General features: G+C 67.6%; 18 protein-coding genes and 1 tRNA gene. 7 read left to right on the forward strand and 12 right to left on the reverse strand.

The features are described from left to right. Positions 1-4: 4 nt before the first annotated feature. The 8 genes from urtD to hemN all read right to left on the reverse strand — a co-directional run bounded on the left by urtD (position 5) and on the right by hemN (position 8,380). Positions 5-862 carry an urea ABC transporter ATP-binding protein UrtD gene (gene urtD, locus CFB45_RS04510; protein WP_089424691.1) on the reverse strand — a complete coding sequence of 286 codons (858 nt, stop codon included), beginning with the start codon at positions 860-862 and terminating at the stop codon, positions 5-7. After that, complete coding sequence (gene urtC / locus CFB45_RS04515) at positions 859-2,046, reverse strand: urea ABC transporter permease subunit UrtC (RefSeq protein WP_089424692.1); 1,188 nt, start codon at positions 2,044-2,046, stop codon at positions 859-861. The genes urtD and urtC overlap by 4 nt, the downstream gene beginning before the upstream one ends. Position 2,047: 1 nt before the next feature. Next, positions 2,048-3,667: an urea ABC transporter permease subunit UrtB gene (urtB, locus tag CFB45_RS04520; protein WP_089424693.1), complete on the reverse strand. Its 1,620-nt coding sequence runs from the start codon at positions 3,665-3,667 to the stop codon at positions 2,048-2,050. A gap of 149 nt (positions 3,668-3,816) precedes the next feature. Further along, positions 3,817-5,124: an urea ABC transporter substrate-binding protein gene (gene urtA / locus CFB45_RS04525; protein WP_089424694.1), complete on the reverse strand. Its 1,308-nt coding sequence runs from the start codon at positions 5,122-5,124 to the stop codon at positions 3,817-3,819. A 428-nt stretch (positions 5,125-5,552) separates the two neighbouring features. Beyond that, positions 5,553-5,876, reverse strand: coding sequence for a rhodanese-like domain-containing protein (locus CFB45_RS04530; RefSeq protein WP_089424695.1), 324 nt, complete (start codon positions 5,874-5,876; stop codon positions 5,553-5,555). Between the two features lie 14 nt (positions 5,877-5,890). Continuing rightward, complete coding sequence (locus CFB45_RS04535; protein WP_089424696.1) at positions 5,891-6,547, reverse strand: protein-L-isoaspartate O-methyltransferase family protein; 657 nt, start codon at positions 6,545-6,547, stop codon at positions 5,891-5,893. Between the two features lie 104 nt (positions 6,548-6,651). After that, the gene (locus CFB45_RS04540; protein ID WP_006488573.1) at positions 6,652-6,909 is read right to left on the reverse strand and encodes a hypothetical protein; all 258 of its coding nucleotides are present in this window, start codon (positions 6,907-6,909) and stop codon (positions 6,652-6,654) included. A gap of 79 nt (positions 6,910-6,988) precedes the next feature. Beyond that, entirely contained in the window at positions 6,989-8,380 is a 1,392-nt protein-coding gene (gene hemN, locus CFB45_RS04545) for an oxygen-independent coproporphyrinogen III oxidase (RefSeq protein WP_089424697.1), read from the reverse strand. 161 nt (positions 8,381-8,541) lie between these two features. Here hemN and CFB45_RS04550 point away from each other — a divergent pair, with 161 nt between their 5' ends. The 3 genes from CFB45_RS04550 (at position 8,542) to CFB45_RS04560 (ending at position 10,361) form a co-directional block, all read left to right on the forward strand. Continuing rightward, complete coding sequence (locus tag CFB45_RS04550) at positions 8,542-8,871, forward strand: YkgJ family cysteine cluster protein (protein WP_254600200.1); 330 nt, start codon at positions 8,542-8,544, stop codon at positions 8,869-8,871. Continuing rightward, a complete protein-coding gene (locus tag CFB45_RS04555) occupies positions 8,868-9,449 on the forward strand; it encodes a DUF1439 domain-containing protein (RefSeq protein WP_071334060.1) in 582 nt (193 codons plus the stop codon). Before CFB45_RS04550 ends, CFB45_RS04555 begins: the two co-directional genes overlap by 4 nt. A gap of 81 nt (positions 9,450-9,530) precedes the next feature. After that, complete coding sequence (locus CFB45_RS04560) at positions 9,531-10,361, forward strand: undecaprenyl-diphosphate phosphatase (protein WP_039367732.1); 831 nt, start codon at positions 9,531-9,533, stop codon at positions 10,359-10,361. Positions 10,362-10,472: 111 nt separating this feature from the next. Here the strand turns inward: CFB45_RS04560 and trmB are convergent, their stop codons facing one another. Together trmB and CFB45_RS04570 are read right to left on the reverse strand one after the other, a co-directional pair. Continuing rightward, positions 10,473-11,240 (reverse strand): tRNA (guanosine(46)-N7)-methyltransferase TrmB, encoded by a 768-nt coding sequence (gene trmB, locus CFB45_RS04565; RefSeq protein WP_089424698.1) that lies wholly within the window; start codon positions 11,238-11,240, stop codon positions 10,473-10,475. Between the two features lie 134 nt (positions 11,241-11,374). Next, positions 11,375-11,449: transfer RNA gene (locus tag CFB45_RS04570), tRNA-Gly, on the reverse strand. 295 nt (positions 11,450-11,744) lie between these two features. Between CFB45_RS04570 and CFB45_RS04575 the strand changes: the two genes are divergently transcribed. The 3 genes from CFB45_RS04575 (at position 11,745) to CFB45_RS04585 (ending at position 14,173) form a co-directional block, all read left to right on the forward strand. Further along, positions 11,745-12,089 carry a cupin domain-containing protein gene (locus CFB45_RS04575; RefSeq protein WP_006752094.1) on the forward strand — a complete coding sequence of 115 codons (345 nt, stop codon included), beginning with the start codon at positions 11,745-11,747 and terminating at the stop codon, positions 12,087-12,089. Positions 12,090-12,431: 342 nt separating this feature from the next. Then, positions 12,432-12,896 carry a hypothetical protein gene (locus tag CFB45_RS04580; RefSeq protein WP_089424699.1) on the forward strand — a complete coding sequence of 155 codons (465 nt, stop codon included), beginning with the start codon at positions 12,432-12,434 and terminating at the stop codon, positions 12,894-12,896. Between the two features lie 116 nt (positions 12,897-13,012). Next, a complete protein-coding gene (locus CFB45_RS04585) occupies positions 13,013-14,173 on the forward strand; it encodes a mandelate racemase/muconate lactonizing enzyme family protein (protein WP_089424700.1) in 1,161 nt (386 codons plus the stop codon). Here CFB45_RS04585 and CFB45_RS04590 read toward each other — a convergent pair. Then, positions 14,159-14,812: a LysE/ArgO family amino acid transporter gene (locus tag CFB45_RS04590; RefSeq protein ID WP_089424701.1), complete on the reverse strand. Its 654-nt coding sequence runs from the start codon at positions 14,810-14,812 to the stop codon at positions 14,159-14,161. The genes CFB45_RS04585 and CFB45_RS04590 overlap by 15 nt on opposite strands. A gap of 55 nt (positions 14,813-14,867) precedes the next feature. Then, positions 14,868-15,800, reverse strand: coding sequence for a LysR substrate-binding domain-containing protein (locus CFB45_RS04595; RefSeq protein ID WP_089425860.1), 933 nt, complete (start codon positions 15,798-15,800; stop codon positions 14,868-14,870). A 169-nt stretch (positions 15,801-15,969) separates the two neighbouring features. On the opposite strand from CFB45_RS04595, the gene CFB45_RS04600 reads away from it, so the two are divergent. After that, complete coding sequence (locus CFB45_RS04600; protein ID WP_089424702.1) at positions 15,970-17,292, forward strand: MFS transporter; 1,323 nt, start codon at positions 15,970-15,972, stop codon at positions 17,290-17,292. Positions 17,293-17,312 lie beyond the last annotated feature (20 nt).

Genomic DNA, 17,312 nt, shown 5'->3' on the forward strand with positions numbered 1-17,312 from the left:
CGCATCATCGTCCAAGGTAAGACTCGATCACCGCATCGTCGCGCTTGACCTGGTCGAGCGTGCCTTGCGCGAGCACCGCGCCTTCGGCCATCACCGTCACGCGGCCCGTGTCGCCCGCGAGCGCCGCGACGAATTCCATGTCGTGCTCGACGACCATCATCGAGCAGGTGCCGCGCAGCGTGTTCAGCAGCTCGGCGAGCTCCATCGTCTCGTGATCGGTCATCCCGGCCGCCGGCTCGTCGAGCAGCAGCAGCGCGGGGCGCTGCATCAGCAGCATGCCGATCTCGAGCCGCTGCTTCTGCCCGTGCGACAGCTCGCCGGCCGCGCGAAAGGCCTGGCTCTCGAGGCCGATCAGCGCGAGCGTCTCCTCGATCTTCGCCTGCGCGGGGCGATCGAGCTTTGCGCGCAGCGACGCGAGCCAGCCCTTGTCGGTCTGCATCGCGAGTTCGAGGTTCTCCCACACCGGATGCTGTTCGAACACGGTCGGCTTCTGGAACTTGCGGCCGATGCCCGCGCGCGCGATCTCGGGCTCGTTCATCCGCGCGAGGTCGATCGTCTGGCCGAGAAACACCTTGCCCGCATCGGGGCGCGTCTTGCCGGTGATCACGTCCATCATCGTCGTCTTGCCCGCGCCGTTCGGGCCGATCACGCAGCGCAGCTCGCCCGCGTCGATCGCGAGCGACAGCTTCTTCAGCGCGCGGAAGCCGTCGAAGCTCACCTCGATATCCTCGAGGTAGAGGATCGTGCCGTGCGACGTGTCGATGCCGAGCGGCACCACGCGCCCCATCGACGCGGTGCCGCTGACGGCCCGCCCTTCGTCCTCGGGCGGCGGCGTGAATTGGTAGAGGGCCGTTCCGTTCATGCGCGTTTCCCCTTCGCGAGCACGGTTTCGACGAGGCCCATGATCCCGCGCGGCAGCAGCAGCGGCACCAGCACGAAGATCAGGCCGAGGAAGAACAGCCAGTATTCGGCGAAGTATGCGGTGAACAGGCTCTTCGCGCCGTTCACCGCGAATGCGCCGACGATCGGCCCGATCAGCGTGCCGCGCCCGCCCACCGCGACCCAGATCGCCATCTCGATCGAGTTGCCGGGCGACATCTCGCCGGGGTTGATGATGCCGACCTGCGGCACGTACAGCGCGCCCGCGATCCCGCACAGCACGGCCGACACCGTCCACACGAACAGCTTGTACGCGAGCGGGCTGTAGCCGAGGAACATCAGCCGCGTCTCGCCGTCGCGCACCGCGGTGACGACACGCCCGAGCTTGCTGGTGACGATCGCACGCGCGGCGATGAACGCGAGCACGAGCGTCGCGAACGTCAGCAGCAACAGCACCGTGCGCGTGCCGGGCGACGTGATCGCGAAGCCCGCGATGCGCTTGAAGTCGGTGAAGCCGTTGTTGCCGCCGAAGCCGGTCTCGTTGCGATAGAACAGCAGCATCGCGGCGAACGTCATGGCCTGCGTGATGATCGACAGGTACACGCCCTTCACGCGCGAGCGGAACGTGAAGAAGCCGAACACCCACGCGAGCACGGCCGGCACGAGCACGACGAGCGCGAGCGCCCATGCGAGATGTTGCGTGCCGCTCCAGTACCACGGCAACTGGTGCCAGTCGAGGAACACCATGAAGTCGGGCAGGTCGCTGCCGTACTTGCCGTCGCGGCCGATCTCGCGCATCAGGTACATGCCGATCGCATAGCCGCCGAGCGCGAAGAACAGCCCGTGGCCGAGGCTCAGGATCCCGCAGTAGCCCCACACGAGATCGAGTGCGAGCGCGGCGATCGCGTAGCACATCAGCTTGTCGGTGAGCGTCATCGCGTACGCGGACAGATGGAACGCGCTCGACTCGGGCGCGACGAGCGCTGCGAGCGGCACGCCGATGCCGATCGCGACGCACAGCGCGATCAGCGCGAGCCACGCGCGCCGCGACAGCAGTGCGGGGCGGGGCGGCAGGCCGAGCGCGAAGCGCTCTTCCGCGCGTGCGGCGGCGGCGGGCGTCGGCGCATCGGCGGCCGGGTTGGACAACGAGTGAGTGAATGAAGTCACGTCAAGCCTCCGCACTGCGGCCCTTCGGGGCGAACATGCCCTGCGGACGTTTCTGGATGAACAGCACGATCATCACGAGCACCGCGATCTTCGCGAGCACGGCGCCCCAGAACGGCTCGATCGCCTTGCTCGCGAGGCCGAGCCCGAAGCCGCCGAGCACGGTGCCGGCGATCTGCCCGACGCCGCCGAGCACGACCGCCATGAACGAATCGATGATGTAGTTCTGGCCGAGGTCGGGGCCCACGTTGCCGATCTGCGACAGCGCGCAGCCGCCGAGGCCCGCGATGCCCGCGCCGAATGCGAACGCATACGCGTCGACGCGCGCGGTCTTCACGCCGACGCACGCGGCCATCCGGCGGTTCTGCGTGACCGCGCGCACGAACAGGCCGAGCCGCGTCTTCGTCAGCACGGCCCACGCGACGAATACGACGGCGAGCGCGAAGGCGAGGATCGCGAGCCGGTTGTACGGCAGGATCAGGTTCTGCATCACGGTCACGCCGCCGCTCATCCACGACGGGTTCACGACCTGCACGTTCTGCGCGCCGAACAGCATCCGCGTTGCCTGGATCAGGATCAGGCTCACGCCGAAGGTGGCGAGCAGCGTCTCGAGCGGGCGCCCGTACAGGTGTCGCAGCACGAGCCGTTCGAGCACGATGCCGACGAGCGCGGCCGTCACGAACGACACCGGCACCGCGACGAGCGGATACCAGTCGAACGCGCCGGGCGCGTAGCGCTGGATCAGCGTCTGCACAACATAGGTTGCGTATGCACCGATCATCAGGAATTCGCCGTGCGCCATGTTGATCACGCCGATCAGCCCGTACGTGATCGCGAGGCCGAGCGCGGCGAGCAGCAGCACGCTGCCGAGCGACAGCCCGGCGAACAGCGTGCCGACGATCTCGCCGCGGCGCTGCAACCCGTGCAGCGTGTCGAGACCTTGCTGCGCGGCGTCGCGTACGCGCGCGTCGGGCTCCGCGTAGGTGCCGTCGGCGTTCTTCGCGACGAGCGGGCGCAACTGCTCGATCATGTCGAGGTCCTGGCGCGCGGCCACCACCTGCACGGCTTCGAGGCGCTTCGCCGGATCGGCATCGTGCAGCGCGGCGATCGCCCATAGTGCGTCGAGGCGGCGCTTCAGCGCGGGATCGGTTTCCTTCGCACGGGCGCGGTCGATCATCGGCTTGAGCGCCGGGTCGGGCGATTTCAGCAACGCATCGATCGCGTCGCGGCGTGCGGCGACGTCGGGCGACGCGAGCGCGAGCCCCGACAGCGCGCCCGTGATCTTCGTGCGCAGCAGGTTGTTCAGCATCACGGGCTGCGCGTCGCCGGCCGGCGTCGCGGCCTGCGTGAGCGCGTCGTGTGCGGTGTCGCCGGTCTGGATCAGCAGGCGGCCGTCGCCGGTGGCGAGCGCGTCGCCGGTCGACAGCGCGTTGAGCAGCGCGACGGCGCGCGGATCGGCGTCGGCGGCGAGCCGTTCGATCGCGGCTGTCTTCGCGTCGAAGTCGTCGCCGGCGAGCGCGGCGGTATCGGTGGCCGTCAGCGCGAACGCGGCGTGCGGCAACCCGCCCGCGAGGGCAGCGCACGCGACGATCGCGACGGCGGCTCGGCGAAAGCGTGTAGGCATCGGGAAATCCTGTCGGGCGTGGGGAAGCGGATGCGTGCGGCGATGCGCGGGCGCGTGCGGTTCGTCACGGCAAGTGGGGCCGGCGCATCGGGTTCGGCATCGGCGTGCGAGCGGCACGTCGCGCGTGAAGCGCGACGCGCCGCCCGGCATCAGGCGAGCGCCGCGCGCTGCCGGCGCAGGAACGCCGGAATCGAGCTGACGATGTCCGGCTTGCCCTGGTTGCCTGCGATGAACGGGCTCCACGGTTGCGCGCGCACCGCGGTCTTGGTCTTCCACACCACGTTGAACTGCCCGTCGCCGCGAATTTCGCCGATCATCACCGGCTTGTGCAGGTGATGGTTGCCGTCCATCGCGAGCGTGAAGCCCGACGGTGCGGCCACCGTCTGGCCGATCATCGCGACGCGCACCTTGTCGACGTCGGTGCTCTTCGCCTTCTCGACGGCCTGCTTCCACATGTGGATGCCGACGTAGGTCGCTTCCATCGGGTCGTTGGTCACGCGCTTCGCGCCGCCCGGCAGGTTGTTCGCCTTCACCCACGCGGCGAACTGGTCCTTGAACTTCGTGTTGGTCGGGTTCTTCACCGACATGAAGTAGTTCCACGCGGCGAGGTGGCCGACGAGCGGCTTCGTGTCGATCCCGCGCAGCTCTTCCTCGCCGACCGAGAACGCGACGACCGGCACGTCGGTCGCCTTGATCCCCTGGTTGCCGAGCTCCTTGTAGAACGGCACGTTCGAGTCGCCGTTGATCGTCGAGATCACGGTCGTCTTGCCGCCTTGCGAGAAGTTCTTGATGTTCGCGACGATGGTCTGATAGTCGCTATGGCCGAACGGCGTGTAGACCTCCTGAATATCCGCGTCCTTCACGCCCTTCGATTTCAGGAACGCGCGCAGGATCTTGTTGGTCGTGCGCGGATAAACGTAGTCGGTGCCGAGCAGGAAGAAGCGCTTCGCGCCGCCGCCTTCCGCGCCCATCAGGTACTCGACGGCCGGGATCGCCTGCTGGTTCGGCGCGGCGCCCGTATAGAACACGTTGCGCGACATTTCCTCGCCTTCGTACTGCACCGGGTAGTAGAGGAGGCCGTTCAGTTCCTCGAACACCGGTAGCACCGACTTGCGCGACACCGACGTCCAGCAGCCGAACACGCAGGCAACCTTGTCCTGCGTGAGCAGCTGGCGCGCCTTCTCCGCGAACAGCGGCCAGTTCGACGCGGGATCGACCACCACGGGCTCGAGCTTGCGGCCCATCACGCCGCCGCTCTTGTTGATGTCGGCGATCGTCATCAACGCGGTGTCCTTCAGCGACGTCTCCGAGATCGCCATCGTGCCCGACAGCGAGTGCAGGATGCCGACCTTGATCGGGCCGGTGCCCGCGTCAGCCGCATGAGCGAACGGGCTCTTGCCCGCGAGCGCGAGTGCGCCGGCCATCGAACCGAACTTCAACAGACTGCGACGTTTCATCGGGATCCCCTTGTCGTGTTGGATATGCGCGCCGTGAAGGCGTCGGCCAACGAGTAACGCAAGGCATGTGCCAGTCGTGCGGATGCACGTCCGGCGTGCCTGCGCGGGGCGGTGCGGGGCGTCGGGACGGTGCGCATGACGCGTCGTGCAGCATGCGCGGTCCGTCGCGGTGCAGGTTCACGGGCGCAAATGGTGCACGGTCGGGGTTCCCCGTTCCGGTGCCCGCACCTGCACGCGGTGCGGGCACCGTCGTGCACCATGACTTCGCACCGCGCAGGCAGGGCGCGGGCGCAGCACGGTGCCGTTGAAGTGATGAACCGGAGCGGAAAAGAGAAACGGGCACGCGATGCGTGCCCGTTGGGGGGATCAGTGCGGCCGGCGGCAGGGTGCCGATCGGCGCGGCGGCGCGTGATGCGCTGCGGGCAGGATCAGTAGCGCGGCACGGCCGGATCGACGTCGCGCGACCACGCGTCGATTCCGCCTTGCAGGTTGTACAGCTTCGTGAAGCCGCGCGATTCGAGGAACATCGCGACCTGCGCGCTGCGCATCCCGTGATGGCACACGCAGACGATTTCCGCTTCGTCGTCGAGCTCTTCGCTGCGCGCGGGAATCTGCTGCATCGGAATCGATACGCTGCCGGCGATATGCGCGGTCGCGATTTCCCACGGTTCGCGCACGTCGAGCACGACCGGCGCGGGGCGCGCCTTGTCGCCGAGCCATTCCGCGAGCATCGCGGCCGTCAGGATCTGCATGGTGGCTCCGCCGCTCAGAACTTGAAGCGCGACGGCTCGATCGCGTTGACGAGGTGGTCGATGTACGTTTCGAACACGTCGGCGACGCGGTACTGCTTGTCGTCGATGCGCGTGATGATCTGCGCCTTCATCACCGGACGGCCGCCGACGAATGCCGCGAGGCGGCCGCCGACCTTCAGCTGTTCGAGCATTTCCTGCGGCACGACGGGCAGGCCGCCCGCCACGCAGATCACGTCGTACGGCGCCTTGCCGGCCCAGCCGCGCGAACCGTCGCCGAGGACGACTTCCGCGTTGGTCACGCCGTCGTTGCGCAGGTTGTCTTCCGCGAACTTCGCGTTGGTCGGATCGATCTCGACGGCCGTCACGTGCTGCGCGCGGTGCGCGAACAGCGCAGCCAGGTAGCCGGAGCCGGCGCCGATCACGAGCACGTTCTCGTGTTTCTTGACCGTCAGCTCCTGCAGCACGCGCGCTTCGACGCGCGGGAACAGCATCTTGCCGTTGCCGCCGGGCAGCGGCAGTTCGAGGTCGGCGAACGCGAGATCGCGGTATTCGGCCTGAACGTAGTTTTCACGCTTGACGATCGACAGCAGGCCCAGGACGTCGAGATCCAGCACGTCCCACGGCCGGATCTGTTGTTCGATCATGTTGAAACGCGCGTTTTCGATATTCATGGTGTGGTCACGCAGCCTCGTCGGCCATCAGCGGGGATAGAGAAACTTCGTGATTGTACCAAAGGGGGCGGCCGCGAAGCCTTCAGGAGGCCTGCAACAGACCTTTACCCCTTGCTCTTCTTGATCTGCGCCTCGAACGCGAGGTCGAGCTTGCTCGCCTTGCGCGGTTTTTTGGGGCCGAATTCGTCGACGAACTTGACGAACTCGTCGAGCGGCAGCGGCTCGCAGCGCTTTTCGGCGGTGCCGCCGGAGCGGTCGACGAGATAAAACAGGCCGCCCGCCATCGCGACGGCCGCGAATTGCGGATTGCCGGAGCGGGTCTTCAGGCGTTCGACCGCGTGGGTCGCTTTGGTGGTGCGCATCGTGCGGAATCTGGCGGGGCGTAAGCCCCACACTGTATCAAACCGGCCGCCCGCGTGCGGCCGGCCGGGCCCGTCGGGCTCAGACCGTGCGCGAGTAGCGCTGCTGCGGCGTCTGGCCGAGATACGCGTCGAATGCCATCGCGATGTTGCGCACGACCATCCGGCCGGCCGGATGGATCGTCAGGCGGTCGGCCGCGATCGTCAGCAGCCCGTCGCGCTCGAACGGGCGCAACGCGTCGAGTTCGCGCGCGAAATGATCGGCGAAGCGGATGCCGTGCGCGGCCTCGACGTGCGAGAACGGCAGGTCGAGGTTGCACATCAGCTGCGTGATCACGTCGCGGCGCAGCCGGTCGTCGGGGGTGAGCCGCACGCCGCGCGCGATCGGCAGCCGGCCCGCGTCGAGCGCGGTGCCGTACGCGGGCAGGTCCTTCGCGTTCTGCGCGTAGACGTCGCCGACCTTGCCGATCGACGACACGCCGAACCCGACGAGGTCGGTATCCGCGCGCGTGCTGTAGCCCTGGAAATTGCGCTGCAGCGTGCCGTTCTTCTGCGCCCGCACGAGTTCGTCGGACGGCCGCGCGAAGTGGTCCATCCCGATATACACGTAGCCGGCCGACGTCAGCATGTCGATCGCGAGGCCGAGCAAGGCGATGCGCGTTTCCGGCGGCGGCAGCGTCGCGTCGTCGATCTGTCGCTGCATCTTGAACAGGTGCGGCATGTGCGCGTAGCCGAACACCGACAGCCGGTCGGGTGCGAGTTCGATGATCGTTTCCAGCGTGCGCGCGAACACGGACACGGTCTGGTGCGGCAGCCCGTAGATCAGGTCGACGCTTACCGAATGAAAGCCCGTCGTGCGCGCGGCGGAGAGCAGGTCGGCCGTCATCGCCAGCGGCTGGATGCGGTTGATCGCCCGCTGCACGACCGGATCGAAATCCTGCACGCCCAGGCTCAGCCGGTTGAAGCCGATGTTGCGCAGATGGACGAGCGTCGCGGGCGTGACCGTGCGCGGGTCGATCTCGATCGAGAATTCGGCGTCGGCATCCGGCGCGAGCATGAAGTGCTCGCGGGTGGCCGCCATCAGCTCGGCCGTTTCGTCGTCGGACAGGAAGGTGGGCGTGCCGCCGCCCCAGTGCAGCTGCGTGACCGGGCGCGCGGGATCGAACAGCGCGGCCTGCAGCGCCATCTCGCGCTTGAGCTGGTCGAGATACGGGCGCGCGCGGCGATGGTTGTTGGTCGCGATCTTGTTGCAGCCGCAGTAGAAGCACGCGGTGTTGCAGAACGGGATGTGGAAGTACAGCGACAGCTCGCTCGACGATGCACCGGGGTCGGTTGCCGCACGCACGTAGTCGGCCGGGTCGAAATCGTCGCGGAACTGCAGCGCGGTGGGATACGACGTATAGCGCGGCCCGTTCGCGCCGTATTTCGTGAGCAAATCGGGACGGAACAAGGTGTCGGCAGAACCAGAATGCATGACGGTCTCGCGCTTTTTTAGATGCTTTCGAGTATATAAACGCGCGATTGGGCTGCATTGTGTAATAACGTCGCAGCCGGCGATGGCACAATGCGGGGTAGGGCTGCCGGCACCGCGTCCGGTTGCCGCACCGTTTTTTGTTGTTCGTTCGAGAGAGCCGAGTGTCCGTCGAATTGCCTGTCCGCCCGGCACCCGCCGATGTCCCGCCGCCGCATGCGTGCCGCGAGGGCTGCGGCGCGTGCTGCATCGCGCCGTCGATTTCCAGCCCGATTCCGGGCATGCCCGACGGCAAGCCGGCCGGCGTGCGCTGCGTGCAGCTCGGCGACGATCTGCGCTGCCGGATCTTCGGCCGCCCCGAGCGGCCCGCGTGCTGCTCCGGGCTGCAGCCGGCCGCGGACATGTGCGGCGCGTCGCGCGACGATGCGCTCGCGTGGCTCACGCGTCTCGAGGCCGCGACGCGGCCGTCGCAACCAGGAGAGTGTTCAGCATGACCGCACCTTGCGCGCCCGGCCGGCGCCGTTTTCTCGCCGCAACCGTCGGCGCCATCGGCGTGACGCTTTCGCTTGCCGCGTGTGCGTCGACGTTCCCGTTCATCCCCGATCACTACACCTTCTCGCGCGGTGACGTGCAGAAAGCCGTCGCGCGCAAGTTCCCGTACCAGAAGACGGTCGCGCAGGTCGTCGACGTGTCGCTCGCGAACCCGGCCGTCAACCTGCTGCCCGATCAGAACCGCGTGGCCGTGCAGCTCGACGCGCATTTCGTGAGCCCGTTCCTGCGTGCGCCCGTCAGCGGCAAGTTCACCGTGTCGGGCCAACTGGCCTACGACGCGCCGAGCCGCTCGGTCGTGCTGAGGTCGCCGGCCGTCGACAGCCTCGCGCTCGACGGCGACGCGCAGATGTACGCGCAGCAGGTCGGCGCGGCCGCGGGCCTGCTCGCGACGCAGTTGCTGACCAACTATCCGATCTACACGTTCAAGCCCGAACAACTGCAATTTGCCGGGGTGAACTACGAACCCGGTACAATTACGATTCTTACAAACGGCATACGCGTGGCAATCGTCGAAAAGTGACGACGCACCGCGCTCGGCCGGAGGGGGGCCGCGCGCGGAAGAGTGGCCCATTCATTCGACCATTTCGGAGTTGGGCCACGGATGGACTGGATCCTGATCTGCAAGGCTTTGATCCTCGGCGTCGTCGAGGGGCTGACGGAATTCCTGCCGGTGTCGAGCACCGGTCACCTGATCGTCGCGGGCAGCTTCCTGAATTTCAACGATTCACACGCGAAGACGTTCGACGTCGTGATCCAGTTCGGCGCGATCCTCGCGGTCTGCTGGGAATACCGGCAACGGATCGCGTCCATCGTGTCCGGGCTGCCGAGCCGGCCCGACGCACGGCGCTTCACGCTGAACGTCGTGATCGCGACGATTCCCGCCATTGCGCTCGGCCTCCTGTTCGAGAAGAAGATCAAGGCCGTGCTGTTCTCGCCGGTCCCCGTTGCGTTCGCGCTCGTCGTGGGCGGCGCGATCATCCTGTGGGCCGAGGCGCGGCAGCGCGAGCGCAGCGAGCCGCCGCGCGTGGTGTCGGTCGATGCACTGACGCCGCTCGACGCGCTCAAGGTCGGCATCGCGCAGTGCTTCGCGCTGATTCCCGGCATGTCGCGCTCGGGCTCGACGATCATCGGCGGGATGCTGTTCGGCCTCGACCGGCGCGTCGCCACCGAATTCTCGTTCTTCCTCGCGATCCCGATCATCTTCGGCGCGACGCTCTATGAAACCGTCAAGGACTGGCAGGCGTTCACCGTCGATTCGCTCGGCCTGTTCGTGCTGGGCGCCGTCGCGGCATTCGTCAGCGCGTTCGTATGCGTGCGCTGGCTGCTGCGCTATGTCGCGTCGCACGATTTCACGGTGTTCGCGTGGTACCGGATCGCGTTCGGGCTGTTCGTGCTGCTGGTCGGGTACAGCGGCTGGCTGAACTGGGCGTGACGCGAACACGGAGGCGGGCACGCCTTCCATGAAAAAAGCCCGATCGGCGTAGGCCGGTCGGGCTTTTTCTTGTCCGGAGCAGGGCGGCGTGCGCCGCCTCGGCGGGAGGGCTCAGCCTGCGCGCTTGCGGAACACCAGGTCCCACACGCCGTGGCCGAGCCGCAGCCCGCGCCGTTCGAACTTCGTCACCGGGCGGTAGTCGGGGCGCGGCGCGTAGTCGGAGGCCGTGTTTTCGAGCGTCGGCTCCGCGCCGAGCACGTCGAGCATCTGTTCCGCGTAGTTCTGCCAGTCGGTCGCGCAGTGAATGTACGCGCCGGGCTTCAGGCGCGACGCGAGATGCGCGACGAGCGGCGGCTGGATCAGCCGGCGCTTGTGGTGGCGCGCCTTGTGCCATGGGTCGGGGAAGAAGATGTGCACGCCGTCGAGGCTTTCCGGCGCGAGCATGTGCTCGAGCACTTCGACCGCGTCGTGCTGGATGATGCGGATGTTCGACAGATCCTGCTCGCCGATCAGCTTCAGCAGCGCGCCGACGCCCGGTTCGTGCACCTCGACGCCGAGGAAGTCGTCGCCGGGGCGGTTCGCGGCGATTTCCGCGGTCGATGCGCCCATGCCGAAGCCGATCTCGAGGATGCGCGGTGCGCTGCGGCCGAACACCGCGTTCCAGTCGGGCAGTTCCGGCGCATACGGCACCACGAAGCGCGGGCCGAGTTCGTCCATCGCGCGGCGCTGGCCGGTCGACACGCGGCCGGCGCGCGTCACGAAGCTGCGGATGCGGCGGTGGTGCAGCGGATTGACTGCGTCGGCGCCTTCGGCGGCTTCATCGGGAATGGCGTCGTCGTGCGGCGGCAGGCCGGCTTCGTTCGGATCGTCGTGCATCATCGGTGACAGAGAAAGGCTCGGTTGCGGGCGAGGGCCCGTTGCGCGCAGCAGTGCGCCGGGGGAACCGGCACATGGTACAAAAAAGCCGCCTTCGACGAGGCGGCTCATGCGCAGGCTGCGATGCAGCCGGAAAGTGGAGCGGGCGATGGGAATCGAACCCACGTCATCAGCTTGGGAAGCTGAGGTAATGGCCATTATACGACGCCCGCAGAACGCGCAATTCTACAGGGTTTGGCCGAGATGTGGCAAGTGGGCTGTTTTGGGCGGTGGCTTCAAGGCCCGCACGACGCGAGGGAGGTGCGGTGGCGCTGCCGGAAATGGTCGTCAAAAAGGATCGGCTGGAAGCGGTTCGTCGGTGCAACGCGGAGCCGAACGAACGGCGGCGCACCGGCTCGCAGGCCGGTGTCGAAAATAGACGAGTCCGCGTCGGAAGCATACAAGTCCCCGCGAAGCTTTCGAACTAACGTGACAGGCCTCTTACACGATCGTTAGTCTGGAGCCGACATGTCCGATTTCATCACCGTTCTGCGCGAAACCTGCCCGACCCCGGTCCTCGATGCGACCAAGTGGAAGCGTATCGGCGGCGATCCGCACACCGTGAACCTGAACGCCTACCTCTCGAAGGACGGCAGCAAGATCATGGGGACCTGGATCTGCACGCCGGGCAAGTTCGAGGTGAACTACGAAAAATGGGAGTACTGCCACTTTCTCGACGGCTACTGCATCATCACGCCGGAAGGCGAGGAGGCGGTGCACCTGAAGGCCGGCGACGTGTTCGTGATCGAACCCGGCATGAAAGGCACGTGGGAAGTGGTGGAAACGGTGCGCAAGTACTTCGTCTTTGCCTGAGCGGGCCGGTCGACCCGATCGACGCGTCCCTGCGTCGCTCGATCCCTTCCCGGTTCCTGGAGCCGGGAGGGCAAGCGGAGGATTCCGGCTCAATAGAACGCGTTCCGGTTCGGAAACAGCTCGCCGAGCATGACCGCGTTTCTTTCAGCGAGGCTGAGCACGCGCACATATCAAGCGTCGTTCCCGAAAGGGCCGGAAGTGCCGAGCGTGCCGATTGCATGGCCCGACGTCGCGCCCGGTGCGGCCGCCGGAAACCCATTGCCACCCGCCCGCGCCATTGCGCGGCGCCGGTGTTAATCTTCCGCCCATCCCCGCTGCCGCCCCCGACCCCAAAGGCCTCCCATGGAAAGCTGGACGATCGGCATCCTGCTCGGCATGACCACGATCCTCGTGCACACCGCGGCGATGGTCGGCCTGGCGGTCGTCGCGCGCCGGCTCCGCGAAGCGCTCGACGTGCGCCGCGACGACATCCACCAACAATTGCGCCAGGTGACGGGCATCATCGCGCTGATCTGCATCGCGCTCGGGCTGCTGCATACGCTGGAGGCGATCGTGTGGGGCGCGACGCTCGTGCAGGTCGGTGCGATCGGTTCATTCAGCGATGCGCTGTTCTTCTCGATCGACGCGATGTCGACGCGGGGCGCGTCAGGCATCGTGCCCGCCGCGAACTGGCGAATGCTCGGCGCGATCGAATCGTCGTGCGGCGTGCTGCTGTTCGGGATGTCGACCGCGTTCATCTTCGCCGTGATCCAGGCCGACTTCTCGGCGATCACGCAGCGGCTGCAGCGCGATCGTCCGCCCCGGTAGCGCACGCCTGCAGCCTGCGGCGACAGCGCCTATGATGCAGCGGTCCGCCCACTGTTGCGGCCGCATCGCGTACGTCGTTTGCCAGCGTCTCGGCTGCCACCTTCGGAACCCCGGCCATGCGCATCACCGCGATCCACGAACAAGCGATTCCCGTGTCCCGCTATGCCGACCCGGCGATCCCGTCCGGCGGCCTGACGACGAGCGTTGTCGCGGTCATCACCGACGTCGTGCGCGATGGCCGCCCGGTGACGGGCTACGGCTACGCGTCGATCGGCCGTTTCGCGCAGGGCGACCTGATTCGCGAACGGTTCGCGCCGCGCCTGCTGGCCGCCGCCGACTCACTTGCCGACGAGGCCGGCACGAACCTCGACCCGTTCCGCGCATGGCGCGCGATGATGGCCGGCGAGAAGCCGGGTGGGCACGGTGAACGGTGTGTCGCAGTCGGCACGCTCGACATGGCGATCTGGGATGCCGCCGCGAAGATCGCCGATGTGCCGCTCGCTCGCTTTCTCGCCGACCGACTTGAACGGACGGCCGCACCACGCGTGCGTGTGTACGCCGGCGGCGGCTACCGCTATCCGCATGACGATCTCGCGCGTCTGTCGGACGAAATGCGCCGCATTGCCGATCTCGGCTACACGCACGCGAAGATCAAGATCGGCGGCGCGGATCTCGATCAGGACCGCAGGCGCATCGAAGCAGCCGCAAGGCAATTAGCGGACAGTTCGCATCTCGCGGTCGACGCGATGAACACGTATGACGCGACAACGGTCGATGCGGCCGCCGCGATGCTCGCGCCGTTCGATCTCTGGTGGTTCGAGGATATCTGCGATCCGCTCGACCTGCCGCTCCAGGCGGACATCGCCACGCGCTACGCACCGCCGATCGCGGCCGGCGAGGCGCTGTTCTCGCTCGCGGAAGCGAAGCTGCTCGACCGCTACGGCGGCCTGCGGCCCGAGCGCGACGTGCTCGTGTTCGATCCGGTGCATGGCTACGGGCTGCCGGGCTATCTGCAGATCGTCGAACACTTCGCATCGCGCGGCTGGCGGCGCGATGCGTTCTGGCCGCATGGCGGCCACCTGTTCTCGCTGCACGTCGTCGCGGCGCTCGGGCTCGGCGGTGCGGAAGTCAGTCCGTTCGCGTTTCATCCGTTCAGCGGACTGGCCGATGGCGCAAGCGTCGACGCCGGATACGCACGCGTGCCGCAAGCGCCGGGCATCGGCTTCGAGCTGCATGCCGGCGCGCACGACGTGTTTCGCACGTTATCGGGCCGCTGACGCCCGCAGTGCATCGATCGCGAAACGCACCGCGAAGCCGAGCATCATCGCCGCGACGAAGCAATCGAGCATGCGCCATGCGAGCGTGCGGGCGAACCACGCGCGGCATGCGCGGCATGCGCGTGCGCCATACGCGAGCATCAGGAACCAGGCGAGCGAAGCCGTCATCGCGCCGATCGCAAACGGCGCGCGTGCGGCGGACGCGTGGCTCACGATCACGGTGCCGAGCAGCAGCACGGTGTCGATCCACGCATACGGATTGAGCAGCGAGACGGCGGCGGTCGCGAGTACCGTGCGCGAGCGCGTGGATTCGCTGTCCGTGCCCGGACCGTCGACGTGCTCGGGCTGTCGTCGCAGGATCGCCGAGCGCAGCGCAAGCAGGCCATAGCCGGCGAGATACGCGATGCCGGCCCAAAGCGCGGCCGATACCACGCCGGGATGTCGCGACAGCAACGACGACAATCCCTGCGCACCGAGCACGATCAGCAGTGCGTCGCTGCCTGCGCAGACGAGGGCGATGGAAAGCAGATGGGGGCTCGAGATCGAGCGCTTGATGACGAAAGCGTCCTTGGGGCCGACGGACGTGAACAGCGCGGCGCCAAGCAGCAGGCCTTCGGTGAAGGCAGAGGTGTCGAGCACGAGTGGGCCGACAACCTCTTAAGCTGAACCGGTGAGGGTTACGATGAACGAAACGTTAAGGGGCGCCCGGGGGCGTTGTCAATGCCCACTCGGGCCGCTGCCCGAGCGTGTCGAACAGCCGGACGATCTCCGCCTTCACCTTCTGCACCGCGTTGCTGACGAGCGCCGTATCGTGCCAGCACAGCGACAGGTCGCGCGCGAACAGCCGGTGCGCGACCGTCGACAGCTTGAGCTTGCGCTCCTCGATCTCGACGTGCGCGGCCGTCCACGGCAGGATCGTCACGCCGAGCTGCGCCATCACGGCCGCGAACAGCAGGCCGGTCGAGCTCGCCTCGAAGCTGATCTCGTATGACAGCCCGGCCTCGCGCATCGCCCAGTCGACGCGATTGCGGATCGTGTTCGGCGCGCTCGGCAGCACGAGCGGCATCTGCGCGATCGCGTCGAGCGGCACCGGATCGTCCGGCACCGGGAACCCGGGCCACGTGATCAGGTACAGCGTTTCCGTCAGCAGCCGGTGAACCGCGATGCCGCGCGTGTCGACCGCGTCGACGACGATCGCGAGATCGAGCCGCGTGCGTTCGAGCAGCGTGTCGAGATCGGCGCTCGGCGCCTCGATCAGCTCCAGCATGATGCCGGGAAAGCGGTCGCGCACCGCGCGGGCGAGCGGGATGGCCAGCACGCGCGCGGTGCTCGACGGCATCCCGACCGTCACGCGGCCCTGCGGCGTGTCGGCGTCGCGGCGCAGCAGCTCGCGCGTGCCGTCGGCCTGGCGCAGCAGCTCGAGCGCGTGCTGGTACAGCGTGCGGCCGGCGGCGGTCGGCGCGACGCCGCGCACGCTGCGTTCGAGCAGCTGCATCCCGAGATCCTGTTCGAGATTGCGCATCTGCTGGCTGACCGCCGGCTGCGCGACATGCAGCGCCTCGCTCGCATGCGTGACGTTGCCGCATTCGACGACCTTCACGAAATAGCGCAACTGCCTCAAGTCCATCGTCGCCCCTCCCGATTCGAGCCATAAGCGAATCTGATCGAGCGAGATGAATATCATATTTTTCCCCGATCGATGGTGTTTCTATACTCGTCTCACAAAAGAGCCAGCCTCCCGGCCATCCCGGACCGGACGCGGCAAAAGCGCCGGCCCCGCCGGCAAGGAGACGAAGATGTTCAAGGCGATCGACGCGCCGGCGGCCGGCGCGAAGCCGCGGCGCACGCCGCTCACGCGCGAGCAGGTCAAGGGCTTCTGGGCCGTGTATGCGGGCTGGGTGCTCGACGGCGTGGATTCGGTGATCTACGCGCTGGTGCTGATTCCGGCGCTGACCGAGCTGCTGCCGGCGTCCGGCATCGCGGCGACGCCCGCAAATCTCGGGATGTACGGCTCGATCCTGTTCGCGCTGTTCCTGATCGGCTGGGGGCTGTCGTTCATCTGGGGGCCGCTCGCCGACCGCTTCGGCCGCGTCCGCACGCTCGCCGCGAGCATCCTGATCTACTCGGTGTTCACCGGCGCGGCCGCGTTCGTGCACGACGTGTGGGCGCTGGCCGCGTGCCGGCTGATCGCCGGGATCGGCGTCGGCGGCGAATGGGCGCTCGCGGGTACCTACGTCGCCGAAAGCTGGCCGGAAGACCGCCGCAAGATGGGCGCCGGCTACCTGCAGACGGGCTACTACTTCGGCTTCTTCATCGCGGCGTGCCTGAACTACACGATCGGTGCGACCTACGGGTGGCGCGCGATGTTCCTGTGCGGCCTCGCGCCCGCGCTGCTCGCGGTGTTCACCGTGATGCGCGTGAAGGAGCCCGGCCAGTGGCGCCGGCATGACGCACGCGACGGCGACGTGGCCGACGCACGGCGCGCCCATCCGCTGCGCGAGATCTTCGCGCCGGCCTTCCTGCGCCGCACGGTGACGAGCGCGAGCCTCGTCGGCGTCGCGATCGTCGGGCTGTGGGCCGGCTCCGTGTACGAGGCGAGCGCGGTCAGCACGCTGGCGGCGCGTGCGGGCATCGACCACATCGGCGCGATGCGGCTCGCATCGATCGGCGCGGCGATCCTGTCGTGCGCGACGATCGTCGGCTGCCTGGTGGCGCCGTGGCTGTCCGAACGGCTCGGCCGGCGCACGGCGCTCGGCGTGTATTTCGCGGGCATGGCCGCATCGATCGTGTTCGCGTTCGGCTGGGCGTTTTACCAGCCGAACGGGCTCGCGGCGTTCATGGTGTCGCTGGCGTTCCTCGGTTTCTTCGGCGGCAATTTCGCGATCTTCTCGCTATGGCTGCCCGAGCAGTACCCGACGCGCGTACGAGCCACCGCGTTCGCGTTCAACGCGTCGGTCGGCCGTTTCATCGGCGCGGGCGTGAACTTCCTGCTCGGCGCCGCGATACACGGCTACGGATCGCTCGGCGTGCCGGTCGCATGGACCGCGGCCGTGTTCGGGCTCGGCATCCTGATTCTGCCGTTCGCGGTCGAAACGCGTCACCAGACATTGCCCGAATGAGCGGCACGCCGCGATCGTCC

Source organism: Burkholderia sp. HI2500 (assembly GCF_002223055.1).
Lineage (GTDB): Bacteria > Pseudomonadota > Gammaproteobacteria > Burkholderiales > Burkholderiaceae > Burkholderia.